This window comes from Gelidibacter salicanalis, assembly GCF_007997285.1.
GTDB classification, from domain to species: domain Bacteria; phylum Bacteroidota; class Bacteroidia; order Flavobacteriales; family Flavobacteriaceae; genus Gelidibacter; species Gelidibacter salicanalis.
This window is the reverse complement of sequence record NZ_VORX01000003.1, coordinates 286,339-304,496: the sequence shown is the minus strand read 5'-3', so window position 1 is coordinate 304,496 and position 18,158 is coordinate 286,339. Positions and strand designations below refer to the sequence as shown.

General features: G+C 39.5%; 9 protein-coding genes. All 9 read right to left on the bottom strand.

The features are described from left to right. Positions 1 to 35: 35 nt before the first annotated feature. The gene (gene ilvC / locus ES711_RS07585; protein ID WP_146892231.1) at positions 36 to 1,538 is read right to left on the bottom strand and encodes a ketol-acid reductoisomerase; all 1,503 of its coding nucleotides are present in this window, start codon (positions 1,536 to 1,538) and stop codon (positions 36 to 38) included. Between the two features lie 13 nt (positions 1,539 to 1,551). Continuing rightward, complete coding sequence (gene ilvN / locus ES711_RS07580; RefSeq protein ID WP_146892228.1) at positions 1,552 to 2,082, bottom strand: acetolactate synthase small subunit; 531 nt, start codon at positions 2,080 to 2,082, stop codon at positions 1,552 to 1,554. Between the two features lie 80 nt (positions 2,083 to 2,162). Beyond that, positions 2,163 to 3,899: a biosynthetic-type acetolactate synthase large subunit gene (ilvB, locus tag ES711_RS07575; protein WP_146892225.1), complete on the bottom strand. Its 1,737-nt coding sequence runs from the start codon at positions 3,897 to 3,899 to the stop codon at positions 2,163 to 2,165. 77 nt (positions 3,900 to 3,976) lie between these two features. Further along, positions 3,977 to 5,662 (bottom strand): dihydroxy-acid dehydratase, encoded by a 1,686-nt coding sequence (gene ilvD / locus ES711_RS07570; protein ID WP_146892222.1) that lies wholly within the window; start codon positions 5,660 to 5,662, stop codon positions 3,977 to 3,979. Beyond that, entirely contained in the window at positions 5,659 to 6,558 is a 900-nt protein-coding gene (locus tag ES711_RS07565) for a branched-chain amino acid transaminase (RefSeq protein WP_146892219.1), read from the bottom strand. The genes ilvD and ES711_RS07565 overlap by 4 nt, the downstream gene beginning before the upstream one ends. Before the next feature lie 548 nt (positions 6,559 to 7,106). Next, the gene (locus ES711_RS07560) at positions 7,107 to 8,573 is read right to left on the bottom strand and encodes a glutamate synthase subunit beta (protein WP_146892216.1); all 1,467 of its coding nucleotides are present in this window, start codon (positions 8,571 to 8,573) and stop codon (positions 7,107 to 7,109) included. Between the two features lie 34 nt (positions 8,574 to 8,607). Then, the gene (gene gltB, locus ES711_RS07555; RefSeq protein ID WP_146892213.1) at positions 8,608 to 13,113 is read right to left on the bottom strand and encodes a glutamate synthase large subunit; all 4,506 of its coding nucleotides are present in this window, start codon (positions 13,111 to 13,113) and stop codon (positions 8,608 to 8,610) included. Between the two features lie 467 nt (positions 13,114 to 13,580). Continuing rightward, positions 13,581 to 16,160 (bottom strand): phosphoenolpyruvate carboxylase, encoded by a 2,580-nt coding sequence (locus tag ES711_RS07550; RefSeq protein WP_146892210.1) that lies wholly within the window; start codon positions 16,158 to 16,160, stop codon positions 13,581 to 13,583. 171 nt (positions 16,161 to 16,331) lie between these two features. After that, positions 16,332 to 18,146 carry an SLC13 family permease gene (locus ES711_RS07545; protein ID WP_146892207.1) on the bottom strand — a complete coding sequence of 605 codons (1,815 nt, stop codon included), beginning with the start codon at positions 18,144 to 18,146 and terminating at the stop codon, positions 16,332 to 16,334. Positions 18,147 to 18,158: the final 12 nt, after the last annotated feature.

Sequence of the window (18,158 nt, the reverse complement as noted above, 5' to 3'; positions counted from 1 at the left end):
TTGCTTCCTGCCTTAATTATACATTCGTTCAATAATTAAACTAACACTGAATCTTCAACTTCAGCATCCGTTTTGATTACCTTCATGGCCGTCATTGCAGCTCTTAATCTTTTCCCAACCGTTTCAATAGGATGATTTCTGATAGCGTCATTAACTGCAATTAATTCTTGATTGTCTATACTGTTGGAGTCTGAAAACGATTTTCCAATAGTATTTGGATCGACATTTTTCATAAAATCTTCCAAAAGCGGCTTACACGCATGATCAAATAAATAGCAACCATATTCTGCAGTATCAGAAATGACACGGTTCATCTCGTAGAGTTTTTTTCTGGCGATGGTATTGGCGATTAATGGCAATTCGTGAAGGGATTCATAGTAAGCCGAATCTTCAATAATACCAGCGCTCACCATAGTTTCAAAAGCCAACTCAACCCCAGATTTCACGAAAGCAACTAAAAGCACTCCGTGATCAAAATAGGTTTGTTCAGTAATATGGTCTGGAGTCAATTCTGTTTTTTCAAAGGCGGTTTCACCTGTCGCAGCGCGCCATTTTAATAAGTCGGCATCATCATTCGCCCAATCTTCCATCATGGTTTGGGAGAAATGACCAGAGATGATATCGTCCATATGTTTTTCAAACAAAGGTTTCAAAATGGTCTTTAATTCTTCAGACAATTCATTGGCTTTTATTTTTGCCGGATTTGATAAACGGTCCATCATGTTGGTAATGCCGCCATGTTTTAGTGCTTCGGTAATGGTTTCCCAACCTAATTGAATCAATTTTGCAGCATAATTGGCATTTACACCCTCTGCTACCATTTTGTCAAATGCCAAAATTGATCCTGTTTGAAGCACCCCACAAAGGATGGTTTGCTCCCCCATTAAATCACTTTTTACTTCAGCAATAAACGATGATGCCAATACTCCCGCACGGTCGCCACCAGTAGCCACAGCGTATGCTTTAGCCTGTTCCCAACCTTTTTGTTCTGGATCATTTTCTGGATGTACCGCTATTAATGTTGGCACTCCAAACCCGCGTTTGTATTCTTCACGAACTTCAGTTCCCGGACATTTTGGCGCTACCATGATGACCGTAAGATCTTCACGGATTTTAGTACCTTCTTCCACAATATTAAAACCGTGGGAATAACTTAAGGTTGCGCCTTTTTTCATCAACGGCATGACGGTTTTAACAACATCCGTATGCTGTTTGTCAGGCGTTAAATTCAATACCAAATCGGCAGTAGGAATCAATGCTTCATAAGTACCCACTTCAAAGTCGTTTGAAGTGGCATTTTTATAGGATGCACGTTGCTCCTTAATGGCTGCATCCCGTAACGCGTAAGAAATGTCTAAGCCAGAGTCGCGCATGTTTAAACCTTGGTTCAAACCTTGGGCGCCACAGCCTACAATTACTATTTTCTTTCCTTTTAATGCATTTATTCCGTCTTCAAATTCTGAAGCGTCCATAAATCGGCACTGTCCCAATTGCTCTAATTGTTGTCTTAATGGTAATGTGTTGAAATAATTTGACATGATAATTGTTTTTTTAATGTTGAAATGCTTCCAGCATTTTTGATATTTTCATTTCGTCTTTGGTCACTGCAATGCGTCCTGAACGCGTGAATTGCATGATTCCGAAAACACTTAATTCGCGGTATAATATTTCTAATTCTTCTCTACGCCCTGATTTTTCGATAACGAAAAACTCTCTGTTGACGGTTACAATTCGGGCGTTATTATCTTTGATGATTGTTTCAATTTGTTCACGTTCATCAAACAAAAAATTGGACTTGATTTTAAACAAGCACGATTCCTGATAAATAGTCTCATCTTCAGTATGGAAATAAGCCTTTATGACCTCGACTTGTTTTTCTATCTGACCGATGATTTTCTTCATCTGATCTTCTTGAAGTTTCACAACGATAGTCCATTTTGAGACATTTTCAATTTCAGAAACTGAAGAATTGATACTCTCAATATTGATGTGACGACGTTGAAAAATAGCCGAAATACGATTCAATAACCCAATGTTATTTTCGGTATAGATGGTTACGGTATATGCTATTGGTTCACTCATGTTTATATTATCGTTTTAATTGATAATGGTTTTTCTCTTCTCTCTGTTCTCTATTCTTTGTTCTCTTTTCTCAAAAAGACCTATTCCAATCGAATTTCAGAAACACTAGCTCCTGTAGGAATCATCGGGAAGACATTGCCCTCTTTTTCTACTCTTACCTCTAAAAAGTAAGGGCCTTCACAAGCCATCATCTCTTCAACAGCCGCTTTTAAATCTTCTCTTTTTGTTACTTTTTGAGCATCGATATAATAGCCTTTTGCAATCGCCACAAAATCTGGGTTGGTCATTTCTGTAGACGCGTAGCGTTTTTCGAAAAACAACTGTTGCCATTGGCGAACCATGCCTAAGAACTCATTGTTTAGGACCACAATTTTTACCGGTACTTTTTGTTGAAAGATGGTGCCCAATTCCTGAATGGTCATTTGGTAACCGCCATCGCCTATAATGGCCACCACATCTCGCTCTGGAGCGGACATTTTTGCGCCAATGGCCGCAGGTAGTGCAAAGCCCATAGTTCCTAATCCTCCAGAAGTGATGTTACTTTTGGTGGTGGTGAATTCAGCATATCTACAAGCAATCATTTGATGTTGTCCTACGTCAGAAACTATAGCTGCATTGCCTTTGGTGCAAATGTTGATTTCCTTGAGCACCTCGCCCATAGTTAAGCCTTCCTTTGTTGGATATAAATCATCTTTGATGACCTTTTCGTACTCAATGGTATAGAGGTCTTTAAATTCTTGATGCCATTCCGGATGTGAATTGGTTTTAATTAAAGGAAGTAATTGTTTAAGACTTTCTTTAGCATCGCCTAAAACCGCCACGTCAGTTTTGACGTTCTTATCAATTTCTGCAGGATCTATTTCAAAGTGAATAACCTTGGCTTGTTTGGCGTAGGTAGCTAAATTTCCCGTCACACGATCGTCAAATCGCATGCCTATCGCAATTAAAACATCACATTCATTAGTTAACACGTTAGGTGCATAATTGCCGTGCATCCCAACCATGCCTATATTTAAAGGGTGAGCCGTTGGGATTGCCGAAGCGCCAAGAATGGTCCACGCTGCAGGGATTCCTGCTTTTTCCATGAGTGCTTTTAATTCCTCTTCAGCCTCACTTAAAATGATGCCCTGGCCCCAAACGATTAAAGGTTTTTTAGCCGAATTGATGAGCAGGGCAGCAGCCTTTACATCATCGATATCTGTTTTTGGAACCGGATTATAACTTCTAACGCCTTTACATTTTTCGTAGGAAAAATCAAATTGCTCAAATTGTGCATCTTTAGTAATATCAATTAAAACGGGTCCTGGACGTCCGCTTCTGGCTATATAAAATGCCTTGGCAATCATCTCAGGAATTTGGGAGGCTTTTGTGATTTGTTGGTTCCACTTGGTCACAGGTGTCGAAATTCCGATGATATCTGTTTCCTGAAACGCATCGCTCCCCAATAAATGGGACGCCACCTGCCCTGTAATACAGACCATCGGTGTGGAATCGATTTGTGCATCTGCAATGCCTGTAATAAGATTGGTAGCGCCTGGGCCGGAAGTTGCCATAGCGACACCAACTTTTCCTGAAATACGTGCGTAACCCTGAGCCGCGTGCGTAGCACCTTGCTCATGACGTGTTAATACGTGATGAATTTGATCTCTGAATTTATAAAGTTCATCATAAACGGGCATAATTGCGCCACCTGGATACCCGTAAAGGATGTCTACACCTTCAGCAATAAGACATCTGATGATGGCTTCACTACCGGAAATCCGGATGGTGGAAGCAGTTGTGGTTTGATCTTTTTCTAATGTTTGTGTGTCTTTCATATTAAAAACATGTTTTTCAATCCTTTTTATCCTGATAACTTACAGGAGGAGTTCAACTCTATTAGGTTGTGTATTATTTAGAATTCATCAGTGACACAGCCCTTAGAGGCTGACGACACTGTCTTTGCATATTTGTAGAGCACCCCGCGCTCAAATTTTAATTTTGGTGCGACCCACTTGGCTCTTCTTTTGGCTAATTCTTCATCGGAAATTTCGATATTAATCGTGTTTTTAATGGCATCAATGGCAATGACATCACCATTTTCAACAAGTGCAATATTTCCACCGTCCTGAGCTTCAGGAGCGACGTGTCCTACTACAAATCCGTGGGAGCCACCAGAAAAACGCCCGTCCGTAATTAAGGCCACATCTTTACCCAAACCTGCACCCATAATAGAAGAGGTTGGTTTTAACATTTCTGGCATTCCCGGACCTCCTTTTGGGCCCTCATAACGGATGATGACCACATCTCCTTTTTTAACTTTACCAGTTTTAATGCCTTCATTTACGGCTATTTCGCCATCAAATACATTAGCAGTACCTCTAAAAGAAAAGCCTTCTTTTCCGGTGATTTTTGCCACAGCACCTTCAGTTGCTAGGTTTCCGAAAAGGATTCGGATATGACCTGTTTCTTTTATCGGATTACTGAGTTTGCTAATAATGTCTTGGTCTTCCACTAAATTTGGAACATCTTTTAAATTTTCAGCAATGGTCTTCCCGGTGACAGTTAAACAATTGCCATGCAACATGCCGTTATGTAGCATGTATTTTAATACCCCAGGAATCCCGCCGATATGGTGTAAATCTTCCATAGAATATTTGCCGCTTGGTTTCAGATTAGCCAACAATGGGGTCGTGTCGCTAATTTTTTTGAAATCTTCTAAAGTAAACTCTACTTGGGCCGCTTTTGCAATAGCTAAAAAGTGAAGTACGGCATTCGTTGAACCCCCAAGAACCGTCACCAATCGGAATGCATTTTCTAAAGATTCCTTAGTTACAATATCCGATGGTTTGATGTCTCTTTCTAATAATAAACGTACGGCTTCACCTGCTTTGGCAGATTCCACCTCTTTTATATTTCCGTCGCTTACTGCAGGGTTTGAAGAGTTAAATGGCAATGACATCCCCAAGGCCTCAATGGCAGAAGCCATTGTATTTGCCGTGTACATTCCGCCACATGCGCCAGCACCCGGGCAGGCTTTATGAATAACATTTTTATATTCTGCATCATCAATAGTTCCAGCAACTTTTTCGCCATAGGCTTCAAATGCTGAAACGATATCTAATTTCTTTCCATTATGGCATCCAGAAGCGATTGTTCCACCATACACCAAAACTGAAGGTCTGTTTAAACGCAGCATTGCCATTAAAGCTCCCGGCATATTTTTGTCACAGCCAACAACGGTAATAACACCGTCATAACTCATGGCTTCAACTACAGTTTCAATGGAGTCTGCAATGATATCGCGAGAAGGTAATGAAAAGCGCATTCCCGGTGTCCCGTTAGAGATGCCATCACTCACGCCAATCGTATTGAAAATTAAGCCTACCAATCCCGCATTTTCGGTTCCCTTTTTAACATGTACGGCTAAATCGTTAAGATGCATGTTACATGGATTGCCTTCATAGCCCGTACTGGCAATGCCGATCATTGGTTTTTTTAAATCCTCATCAGTTAATCCAATGGCATGCAACATTGCTTGTGCCGCTGGAAGTGTAGGATCTTGTGTAACTGTCTTACTGTATTTATTTAATATACTCATAGTGCGTTTGCTAACTTTGATTTGCGTTGCCCTAAAACTTCTTGTTGGTACAACTGCATTAATTTATAACCTAAAGAATCCGTCCATGATAACGGAAATTCGTAATCATCCAACGATTTTAATCCGACCACTTCAGCTGCTGTTCCGGTAAAAAATGAACTGTCTGCTTGTTTTAATTCTTCTAATTTGAAATGTTTTTCTTCCACAGGAATACCTTCTTCCTCACAGATTTCTAGGATGGTCTCCCGGGTGATGCCTGCCATAATGCTGCCTTTTTTAGGAGTATATAGTTTTCCATCTTTTTCCATAAAAATGTTGGCACCAGAACATTCTGCAACATAGCCATGCATGTCTAATAACAAGGCTTCATCATAACCAGCGTCTTTTGCTTCATTAGTGGATAGGACGGAGTTGACGTAATGGCCTGTAACCTTCGCTTCTACAAAACACGATTTTGGATTTGGGCGTTCAAAGGATGAGGTTTTAACTCGTAATAAGCGATCCCCCATGAGTTTTCCCCATTCCCAACACTGCATTGTTAAAAACGATTCTTTTGAAGTATAGAGTCCCATATTGGCACCCGTAGTGATGAGTGGGCGGATATAGGCATCTTGAAGATTGTTTTTTTCTAAGAGCTCATAGGTGAGGGCTACTAGGTCAGCAACCGTATAGTCAAAGGGAATGCCCATTACCTTAGCACCATATTTAAGACGCTCATAATGTGCTTCCGCTCTAAATATTTTGGTGCCTTCGGCTGTTTTATAAGATCTAATGCCTTCAAATACGCCATTGCCGTAGTGCAAGCTTTGGCTATATAAACTACTAGAAGCAGTTTTAGGATTTAAAAATTCACCGTTGTGGTAAATGATCGTTTGGTCGTTACTGTATGCGTTCATAAAGGTTTAAAAGTTTAAAATTAATATAAGCTTTGTATTGGGTGCTTCGGGATTGCTCGGTCAGACTAAACTCAGTGTCATAGTTTCATATTTAATTTACTGTATATCAGTTGTTTAAGTGTGTTTATTTATGATGTTCAAAATGTCAAATTTTCCTATAAAAAAAGCCTGTATCTCAATTGATACAGGCTTTTTTTGGGAATAGCATACTGTATCAACTAACTGGAGCTAATAATAATGATGCTAATAATGATGATATTCTGTTGCATTGGGTAAAACAATTTAATTTAAAACTGGATGAACAGCTTGTTTCTAGTTTCCGCTTTATCCACATTATTGAAACTCTGTAATACTAAAAAAGCCTTCCAGTTAGAGGAAGGCTTCAGTTATATTTTTTTAAACTTAGTGTACCATTCCTCCTTAGCGTGACAAAATCACGATGCTAATAATAGAAATAATATTTAAGTTTTGGTTTTTCATCTGTTCGTCAAAAATCATAAAAGATTTTTATAAAACCTAATATATGTCTTAGAAATTTCTATTTATTTCTAAATTCTTGGCAAATCATTATCGTCTTTAAGTGGTAAATTAGAATTGCCCATTAGGTATTTATCAACGTGGTGAGCGGCTTGTCGGCCTTCTGAAATGGCCCAAACAATTAAGGATTGGCCGCGGCGCATATCGCCTGCACTGAAAATCCCTGGAACGTTAGTAGTATAATCAGTAGTTGCAGCTTTTATGTTAGATCTAAAATCCATTTCGAGACCAAATTGCTCAGCCAGTGTTTTTTCTGAACCTGTAAAACCTAATGCCAATAAGACCATGTCACAATCCCAATGTTTTTCGGTATTAGGAAGTTCTCTAAGTTCGGGACGTTGCCCTTCATTAAAAATCCACTCCACTTCCACAGTTTTCAAACCGATGAGGTTGCCGTTTTTATCTCCTAAAAATTCTTTGGTCGAGACACTGAAAAAGCGTTCCACGCCTTCTTGGTGAGATGAGGTTGTTTTTAACTTCATTGGCCAATAGGGCCAAGGTTGATGTGCAGGGCGTCCCACAGATGGCTTACTTAAAATTTCAAAATTAGTTACACTTTTTGCGCCATGACGGTTGCTAGTACCAATACAATCGGAACCTGTGTCTCCACCACCAATGACAATGACGTTCTTATTTTTTGCGGATAAAATTTCATCTTCACTGATTAAACCGTCTACATATTGATTGTTTAATTTTAAGAAATCCATGGCTTGATGCACACCTTTCAGATGGTTGCCTTTTATTGGGATGCCTCGGCGTTCCGTAGCACCACCACATAAGACAACAGCGTCAAAATCGGCTTTAATGGTTTCTATACTGATATTTTGACCTACATGGGCGTTGGTGATAAATGTGATGCCTTCTTCTTCAAGAATGGCCATTCGCCGATTAATAATTGATTTTTCAAGTTTAAAATCGGGAATCCCGTAGCGCAGTAATCCGCCTACTTTGGCGTCCCTTTCGAAAACAGTGACGGCATGGCCTGCTCGGTTTAACTGTTGTGCTGCCGCCAATCCAGCAGGGCCAGAACCAATAATGGCTACTTTTTTACCCGTTCTTATGTTTGGTGGGTGCGCTGTAATCCATCCTTCTTCAAACGCCTTTTCGACAATGTTTTTCTCGATGTTTTCTATAGACACCGGATCTTCATTAATGCCTAAAACACAAGCCTCTTCACACGGGGCAGGACATAGTCTACCCGTGAATTCTGGAAAGTTGTTGGTAGAATGTAGAATTTGCGCAGCCTCTTTCCAACGGCCTTTATACACTTTGTCATTAAAATCTGGAATTAAATTCCCTAAGGGGCAGCCACTATGGCAAAAGGGAATGCCGCAGTCCATACAGCGTGCACCTTGATCTTTTAGTTTTTTCTCCTCTAGCGGAATCGTAAATTCTTTATAATTTTTCAATCGTTTTTCAACCGCTATGTAGGGTTCATCTACTCTTTCGTATTCTAAAAATCCTGTTATTTTTCCCATATGTGTGTTCCGCGCAAACGGAAATCTTTTTCAATTAAACAACTACTTTATTCTCTTCTTCCAATCTAATGAGTGCTTGCCTATATTCTTCGGGCATTACTTTGATGAACTTTGGCAATTCTTTCTGCCAATTTTCTAAGAGTCGTTGTGCCAAAGGACTCAATGTGGCGTTGTAATGATTTTCGACTAGGTTTTTTAATTCGGCTCCATCTTCTGCGGAAGCGACAGGCTCTAAATTCAAGCCTTCCTTATTGCATTTTTTATCGAAGGTGTTGTTGGGGTCATACACATAAACGATGCCACCACTCATACCGGCACCAAAATTCCGTCCGACGTCGCCTAAAATGACGGCTCGTCCACCTGTCATGTATTCACAACCATGGTCGCCAATGCCTTCTACAACGGCGTGTGCACCAGAGTTTCTGACACAAAATCGTTCGCCTGCTTTTCCATTTATATACACTTCGCCACTGGTAGCGCCATATAAGGCCACATTACCAATAATTATATTGTCTTCAGGAACAATGGTGGATTCCTCAGGAACTTTGATACTTATTTTAGCACCAGAAAGCCCTTTTCCTAAATAATCATTTGTATTTCCGTTTACAACAAGTGTTAATCCTTTAGTAGCGAAAGCGCCAAAACTTTGTCCTGCAGATCCCGTAAAATTGATTTTTAAAGTGTTCTCTGGAAGCCCTTGTGCGCCATAAATCTTAGAAATCTCATTACTCAAAATAGCTCCAAAAGCACGATCTCTATTATTTATTTTCGATTCGATGACCGTTTTTTCTTTACGGAATAAGGCAGGATGCGCTTGACTTATAATCTTAAAATCCAAAGCTTTTTCCAGCTGGTGATCTTGTTTTTCAGTGTTGTAGAGTTTGGTGCCTTCAGGCGTAATAACTTGATGTAGGATAGGCGATAAATCCAAGCCTAAAGATTTATAATGGTTAATGGTATTGTTACGGTTGAGTTTTTGAACCTGACCAACCATTTCATTGATGGTCCTGAATCCAAGCTCAGCCATGATTTCACGTAATTCCTGCGCTACGAAATACATAAAATTGACCACATGTTCCGGTTTGCCTTGAAATTTTTTGCGGAGTTCAGGGTTTTGAGTTGCGATACCAACCGGACAAGTGTTTAGATGGCAAACCCGCATCATTACACAGCCAGAAGCCACTAAAGGTGCTGTTGCAAAACCGAATTCCTCAGCGCCTAACAAACAGGCAATAGCAACATCACGTCCCGTTTTCATTTGACCGTCACACTCCAAAACTACACGGTTTCTCAAATTATTCATCACTAAAGTTTGTTGGGCTTCGGCGAGTCCTAACTCCCACGGTAATCCGGCATGTTTTAAAGAGGTTAATGGCGATGCACCTGTACCGCCATCATGTCCTGAAATTAGAATCACATCGCCTTTGGCCTTCGCAACTCCAGCGGCAACCGTACCAATACCGACTTCAGACACCAATTTTACATTGATTCGTGCCTCGCGATTGGCCGATTTTAAGTCGTAAATCAGTTGTGATAAATCTTCTATAGAATAAATATCATGATGAGGCGGTGGTGAAATTAATCCCACATAAGGGGTCGAATTTCTAGTTTTTGCAATATCAGGATTTACTTTAGGTCCTGGCAATTGGCCGCCTTCACCCGGTTTGGCACCTTGTGCCATTTTAATTTGTATCTCCGAAGCACTGGTCAAATAATTTGAGGTCACCCCAAATCGTCCAGAAGCCACTTGCTTTATGGCGGAGTTTTTCCAATCGCCGTTAGCATCTTTATAAAAACGTTCTTCATCTTCGCCACCTTCGCCAGAATTGCTTTTTCCGCCAATTCTGTTCATTGCAATGGCTAAATTCTCGTGCGCTTCCTTGCTAATGGAACCGTAAGACATGGCACCCGTTTTAAAACGTTTAACGATTTCTGTCCACGGTTCAACTTCTGATAAGGAAATGGGGTCATAATTGGTAAACTCAAACAAACCTCTAATGGTCATTAATTGCTTGGTCTGTTCATTGATTAGGTCGGAATATTCCTTAAACGTCGCTGGCTTATTAGTTCTAACAGATTCTTGGAGTTTGGCAACGGTTATGGGGTTGAAAGCATGTTTTTCGCCATTGCGTCGCCATTTATAGTTACCTCCAAATTCTAAGTCTAAGTCTCCATCCACTTCGTTGTGATGGTATGCCTGACGGTGGCGCTTTGAAATTTCTTTCTCAATTTCCCGTAAGCCGATACCTTGAATCCGGGTAACCGTATTTGGGAAATAATTAGTGACCACTGTGGTATTAAGGCCTACACATTCAAAAAGTTGCGAGCCACGATAGGAATTAAGAGTGGAAATTCCGATTTTGTTCATCACTTTAAGAATGCCCATGCCAATAGCTTTGTTGTAATTCTTGATCGCTGTCATGTAATCTAAGCCATCAATATCCTGATTTTCAACTTGCTCTTGAACAATTTCATTAACAATATAAGGGTTAATAGCACTTGCACCATAGCCAAATAATAATGCAAAATGGTGCACTTCACGTGGTTCGGCTGACTCCATGATAATACTAACTTTGGCACGCTTACCAATTTTATACAATTCATGATTCACATAAGAACAAGCCATCAATGCAGGAATTGGAGCCATTTTTTCATTCACGCCTCTATCCGATAGAATAATGATGTTGCCACCATCATCAATCGCCTCTGAGGCAGTTTTGACAAGATTTAGGAGGGCGCGTTCCAACTCATTCAAACCTTTATCCACTTCATATAGAATAGAAATGGTGGTGACTACAAAATCAGGATTTTGCGTGTAGTTTTTAATTTTATCGAGATCATGCTTCGAAATTACAGGATTTTGGATTTTCAATTTTCGACATTGATCTTCGTTAATTTTGAAAATATTGGTGTCGCTCCCCAAAGTCAAACTGATATCCGTAATCAATTTTTCACGAATGCCGTCTAATGGCGGATTGGTAACTTGAGCGAATAATTGTTTGAAATAATTGTAGAGTAGCTGTGGTTTATCAGAAAGTATAGCAATAGGGGCATCGTTACCCATGGAGCCGATGGGTTCTTTACCCAGTTGCGCCATCGGATTGATAATAACGCTTAAATCTTCTTCAGTATATCCAAAAACAATTTGACGTTTTAATAGGGGATCTTCAACATGATTGATGTCGCCTTTTTTAGCTGGAATATCCGCCAAATGCACCAAATTTTTCTGCAACCATTCTTGGTAAGGATGCTTAGATACAATCGCCTCTTTAACTTCCTCATCTTTGATGATGCGACCTTGGTTCATGTCTACCAAAAACATTTTTCCAGGTTCCAATCGGCCGTGATGTTCCACATTTTTGGGTTCGATGTCGATCACGCCAGTTTCCGATGACATCACCACAAATCCGTCTTTGGTAACCGTGTAGCGCGAAGGACGCAAACCATTTCTGTCTAGTACAGCACCTATATAATTACCATCCGTAAACGGAATGGACGCTGGGCCATCCCAAGGTTCCATGATACAAGAATTGTATTCGTAGAAGGCTTTTTTAGCGTCAGACATCTCAGTGTTTTTTTCCCATGCTTCAGGAACGAGCATCATCATCACTTCAGGTAATGATCGGCCGGTCATCAAGAGCAATTCGACCACCATATCCATTTGTGCGGAATCTGATTTGCCGGGAAGGATGATTGGGAAGATGCTTTTGATCTCATCCCCAAACCAATCGCTTTCCATTAGTTCTTGACGAGATAAGGTGCGGCTAACATTGCCTCTCAACGTGTTGATTTCACCATTATGACACATGTATCTGAAGGGTTGCGCCAAGTCCCAAGTGGGGAAAGTGTTGGTTGAAAAGCGTTGGTGTACCAAGGCCAAACGGGTCACTAAGGATGGATCTTGAAGATCTTTATAATACAGCTTAATATCTTCCGGTACCAGGAGGCCTTTAAAGATGATGATTTTGGTGGACAAACTAGGCAGGTAAAAACGTGCGCTTTCTGAGAGCTTGGAAGCGTTTATATGATGTTCTGCTTGCTTCCTAGCAATAAATAATTTGAGATTGAAATTGAAATCATCTTGATTTTGATCAATTTTTCCGATAAATACCTGCTTTACAAAAGGTTCAGTCAGTGCCGCTACACTACCTAAAACACTAGCGTCTACCGGCACATCGCGCCATCCCAAAATATGAAGGCCTTGTGCTTTTATGTAATATTCGAATTTTTCGATGCAATAGTTGCGTTGGTTTTCTTTTTTAGGAAGAAATACGTTGCTTACTGCATAATCACCAAATTTTGGCAAGTTGAAATCGCAGTTTTTTATGAAGAAGTCGTGAGGAATATCAATTAAAATACCAGCACCATCGCCAGTTTTACCGTCAGAACTTACAGCGCCTCTATGCTCTAATTTTTCCAAAATTTCAAGCGCTTTATGGATGATGGTATTGGAGGTGTTTCCTTTTAAACTACATATAAATCCGGCGCCGCAATTGTCATGTTCAAATTCTGGTAAATAAAGTCCTTGTTGCTTTAACATTTTTAGAAAATTTAATGGGTTTTAACCTTAATAAGTTTTCTAAGATATGTGTAAAATGCTGTGAATTAAAATGATGACTTCATTTTTCCGAGATTGTGAATGAGAGCGGATTAAATTGTGAGATGCTGAATTTGGTAGGGGTGAAATTATTATATTCCTAATGCATTAAATTTGAGTAAATGGATTTTTTGTTAAATTTAATGTATTCAATATTAATTTTTGATAAATTTAAGTGATTGAAATTTGGATATTCGAGACAATACTTCAATTTTAATTGTAGTCCGTATGTTGTGTATTAGAGGCGAATTGCGCCAATGAGGTGAATCACCGCAGGAAGTCTATAAACACGAAAAAACCCTCAACAGTTAAAATTTTGAGGGTTTTTCTTAAATGAACATTCTTAAAATACTGCCGTGTAAATCTTTGTTCTTGATGCTAACAGCGAAGCGGTCTTGGTTCTTAATAAATTAAGCCGAATTCCTACTGGCGTTGATATTTCCAAATAAAGAACGCATTACAATCTTTTCATAGACCGCGATTTGAGCTTCGTTTTTAGGCGATTCCTTTTCCAACTCCTGAATTTTTTTCAAGGCAAATTGTTGGATGGTTAAAAGCGGTAAAACAATGGATTCGCGCACACTAATGGACGCTTTTCCGGCGGGTTCTTCCTGCATCAACTCTGTATAGCCTGTTAACTTAAGAATCAAACGTTTGGTAATAACGTATTCATCGTGAATAATGTTCCAAAATGGGCCATATTCTGCATCCTCAGCCATGTATTTTGTCAAATCAAAAAAGGATTTTGAAAGCGACATCATACTGTTTTCTATCAGCGTTTTAAAGAAGTTTGACGTTTTAAACAGGTGTTGTACTTTTTCAAACTCTCCTGAGTCTTCGTAATGTTTTAAAGCCGTGCCCACACCAAAAAATCCCGGTACGTTTTGCTTAAGTTGGCTCCATGATCCTACAAATGGAATGGCTCTTAAATCTTCAAACACCAAGCCTTCAGCTTTTCCACGTTTTGAAGGTCGGCTTCCAATATTGGTTTTGGCGTAGTATTTTAGGGTGCTCATATTCTCTAAATACGGAATGAACTTTGGATGTGCTTTAAAATCGGCGTACGCTTTATAACTCAAGGTCGCCAAATTACCCATCACCTCTCTGTTTTCAGGCTTCATGCGCAAATCTGTATCACTTAAACTATTGTGTATACCAGAACTGATCAACTGTTCCAAGTTGTATTGAGAAGAATCAAGTGTTCCAAAATTAGAACTGATGGTTTGTCCTTGAATGGTCAGTTGCACTTCTTTATCTTCAATAGTTGGTCCTAAAGAGGCATAAAAATTATGAGTCTTTCCACCGCCACGAGCAGGAGGTCCCCCACGACCATCAAAGAAAATTGCAGTCACATCATATTTTCGGGACACCTCAGTTAAGCGTTCCTTGGCTTTATAAATTGCCCAATTGGCCATTAAATAGCCACCGTCTTTGGTGCCGTCACTAAAGCCGAGCATAATGGTTTGCTTGTTGCCTCTCGATTTTAAATGGGCGCTGTAGGCAGGATTGGTATACAATTCCTCCATCACCAAGTGCGCATTCTCTAAATCTGTAATGGTTTCGAAAAGCGGCCCAATATCTACGGTTAATTTATCTTGGAAGGCCACTAATTTTAACATGGCAAACAATTGCATCACGTGCAATGTGCTTTGGTTATTGCTGATGATGTATCTATTGGAAGCCTGTTCGCCATTATTTTCTTGAATGGTTTTTATCGCAGCAATAGTCTCTAAAGTTTTAAGGGTTTCTTCATCAGGAATGGATGATAAATCAATTTTGCCTTTTACTTTAGATAGCACGTCAACTTGTTCTTTAGCTGAAAGATCGAAGTAATTCTTAGGAAAAATAGAGCTTCCACCGGCTAATAGGGTCTCAACTAAATCAGTAAATACTTTTTCGTGTGCACGACTGTCCTGACGGATGTCTAAGGTTGAAAAATGAAATCCAAAAAGATGGATTCGGTTCAGCAAGCTGTTGATTTCTGTATGATATAAGGATTGGTGGTCTTTAATAATGACCTCCTTAATGGCGTTCAATTCCGCTTTAAAACTTTTTAAGGTCAATTCGGACGGATTGCCAATCATCAGTTCATACAGCTCCTTTTCAAGGTAGGACATGCGCTCTTCGATCCCGGAAAAGGTCAGTTTTCGTTTCAATCGTCTAACATCGCGGTAGTAATTTTTTATGATGGTTTCCTTTAAACGTTCCGCAACTTTCAAGGTGATTTCCGGCGTTACAAAAGGGTTTCCATCACGGTCGCCACCTGGCCAAAAGCCAATATTGATAATGTTGTTGTCAATTTGTTGCCCGTCAAAGATGTTCTGTTGGATGTAATCAAAAATATCTCCAAACGATTTATAAAATACGTTTTCTAAATACCAGATCAGACTTACCGCTTCATCATAAGGTGTTGGCTTGCTATGTTTAAAAAATGGAGTTTTTCCTAACTGTGCCAACAGATCATTGATACGTAGTAAATCATTTTCCTTGATAGCCTCGGTCAAATCTGTAATAATTCCTAACACAGAACCTGGATAAAACTGGGTAGGATGTGCGGTTAGCACGATGCGCACCTTAAATTCCTCCAAATATTTTTGGAGCAGTTCCATTTTGTTTTCAGCAGTGGCACTTTCCTTTAAACTTCTTAAAGTGCCGATACCGTCCATATTATTGACTTTTGAGAATGCGGCATCTTCAATGGCATCAAATAAAACCACTTGCCTTTCAATATATTGAATAAAGCGAAACAAGAGGTTGATTTGGCTTTCCGGGGTACGGCGTGCCTGATATTTTTTGAAAAACGAGTTGACAATTGTGGTTGGATCTTCGCCAGCTTTAAAGCCTTTTTGGCAAGTTTCATGAAACAGTGGCAATAAGACACCGGTTTTGGTTACGGCATCAAAAGGCAAGGTCATGAAAATACCATTGTAAATTTGGTATTTTGATAAAACACTTTGATTGAAACGGGTTAATTTTGGCTGTGTGGTCATGGTGAACTAAGTATTTGAACCTTTAAAATTACTAAAGCTTAGGTTAACAAATTTGGATAAGCGGCATTTTTACCAAATAAAGAAATTACGATGTCTAAGGTTTAGAATATCGCAACATAATAGGGTCTGACCTATTGAAATCATAGTCTATTTTAAACCTAAAGTGGAATTCTAAGCTGTTTTGAGCATGGTAGACAACAGGAGTGTGCCCACCACTAATAATACTAAAGAAAGTAAGCCTCCAATGATTAAAAAATGTTTGAATTTATAAGCGCCAGTTCCGTAAATCAGCGTGTTGGTTTGATAGCCCATGGGCGTGAAAAAACTAAAGTTGGCGGCAAACATCACCGCGAGAATAAAGGGTTTGGCGGGCAAATCTAAGCCTGCGGCGAGGGTAATGGCAATTGGGGTGACAATTACTGCGGTTGCATTGTTGGAAATAAATCCACTCAAAATCATGGTAATTCCAAACAGCACACCCAAAATGATGATGTTATTTTGACCGGTGAGCAGATTTAACAAGACTTCTGAAATCCAGATATCTGAGCCGGAATTATTCATGGCGATGCCCAACGGAATCATCCCAGCCAAAAGAAAAATAATTTGCCAGTTGACTTTTTTATAAATCTTGGAGAGGTTGATGCAATCAGTTATCAACAATAAGGCCACGCCGGTTAAGGTACTGGTCAGAATGGTTAAGACGCCACTTGCTGCTAAACCGACTACCATAAGCAATGCAAATAAACTAATGGCACGTTTGTACGGATTGATGTTATAATCTTCTTCGTGGTGTCTTAAAACGAGCGCATTGTCTAAAGAATATAAATGTTGTATTTCGTCCTGTCTCGCCTTTAAAAGCAGTTTATCTCCCGCTTGTAAATTGGTATTTTTAATAAACTTCGGGAAATTTAAACGCATACCATTTTGAAACTGCCGTCTATTTTGTATGCCCAACGGTCGCGCCACATTGAAGAGCATGTTTTTAATTTCAGAAAAGGATTTATCGATAAATTCTGACCCGGGGAGGATTAATAATTCAATATAACTAAACGGATTTTTCTTTTCTTCCTTAGAATCGGTTTCTTCAGGGGAGTACAATTCATTTTCAGCGGTCAGGGTAAACTCATTTTTAGAGATGGAGGCATAGGCCTTAACGTCACTTAACACCACTAATTTGTCATGAGGTCTTAGCGTTGTGTTAGGCCCTGGATTGTCATTGATGATGTCATTCCGAATCAATTTTAAAACACGAATATCAGGATTCTTATAAAATTTAGCATCAGAAAGTGCAGTTCCTACTAATTTTGATTCTGTTCTTACCGTTAAAGTAAATAGGAAGGTGTTATCAATGTAGGTGTCAATAAGTTCATCATTATTAGATTTTGGTAGCCATCTGCTAGCAATGGTCATAAAAACAATCCCTACAGCTAACAGAATAAGACCATACACACTAAATTCGAAAAACGAAAATTGTTCGGCACCGAGTTTTTTTGCGACTGAGTTCACCAAAATATTAGTGGAGGTGCCCATCAGCGTACAACTGCCACCTAGAATACCTGCAAAAGAAATGGGCATCAGTAATTTTGGTGCGGAAAAATTATACTTTTCTGAAAGTTGTCCAATTATTTTTATGAAGATTACCACTACCGCCGTGGTACTTATAAAGGCTGAAATAGATGCCGATATCAACATGAATATCGGTACCATAAGTATAACAGGTAATATTTTTAAACGTTTGATAGATTGGGTCAACAAATCTATAACTCCATTGTCCTCAAGGCCAATAGCTAAGATCATCAGCATTAAAATGGTGATGGTGGCAGGGCTGGAAAATCCACTAATAGCCTCTTCTGGAGAGGTTAATCCGGATAAAACTAATGCCACAATGATAAGAAATGCAATCTTATCAATGGGCAAAGCTTCTGTTGCAAAGAGTAGAATGGTAACTCCTAGAATGATAAACACAAGGATGATTTCAAAACTCATAGCAACGTATAT

Bases quoted from the DNA above. Each gene is read 5' to 3' on its own strand.
- ES711_RS07545 (WP_146892207.1), bottom strand. From the start codon at position 18,146: ATGAGTTTTGAAATCATCCTTGTGTTTATCATTCTAGGAGTTACCATT.
- ilvC (WP_146892231.1), bottom strand. From the start codon at position 1,538: ATGTCAAATTATTTCAACACATTACCATTAAGACAACAATTAGAGCAA.
- gltB (WP_146892213.1), bottom strand. From the start codon at position 13,113: ATGTTAAAGCAACAAGGACTTTATTTACCAGAATTTGAACATGACAAT.
- ES711_RS07560 (WP_146892216.1), bottom strand. From the start codon at position 8,573: ATGGGAAAAATAACAGGATTTTTAGAATACGAAAGAGTAGATGAACCC.
- ES711_RS07550 (WP_146892210.1), bottom strand. From the start codon at position 16,160: ATGACCACACAGCCAAAATTAACCCGTTTCAATCAAAGTGTTTTATCA.
- ilvB (WP_146892225.1), bottom strand. From the start codon at position 3,899: ATGAAAGACACACAAACATTAGAAAAAGATCAAACCACAACTGCTTCC.
- ES711_RS07565 (WP_146892219.1), bottom strand. From the start codon at position 6,558: ATGAACGCATACAGTAACGACCAAACGATCATTTACCACAACGGTGAA.
- ilvN (WP_146892228.1), bottom strand. From the start codon at position 2,082: ATGAGTGAACCAATAGCATATACCGTAACCATCTATACCGAAAATAAC.
- ilvD (WP_146892222.1), bottom strand. From the start codon at position 5,662: ATGAGTATATTAAATAAATACAGTAAGACAGTTACACAAGATCCTACA.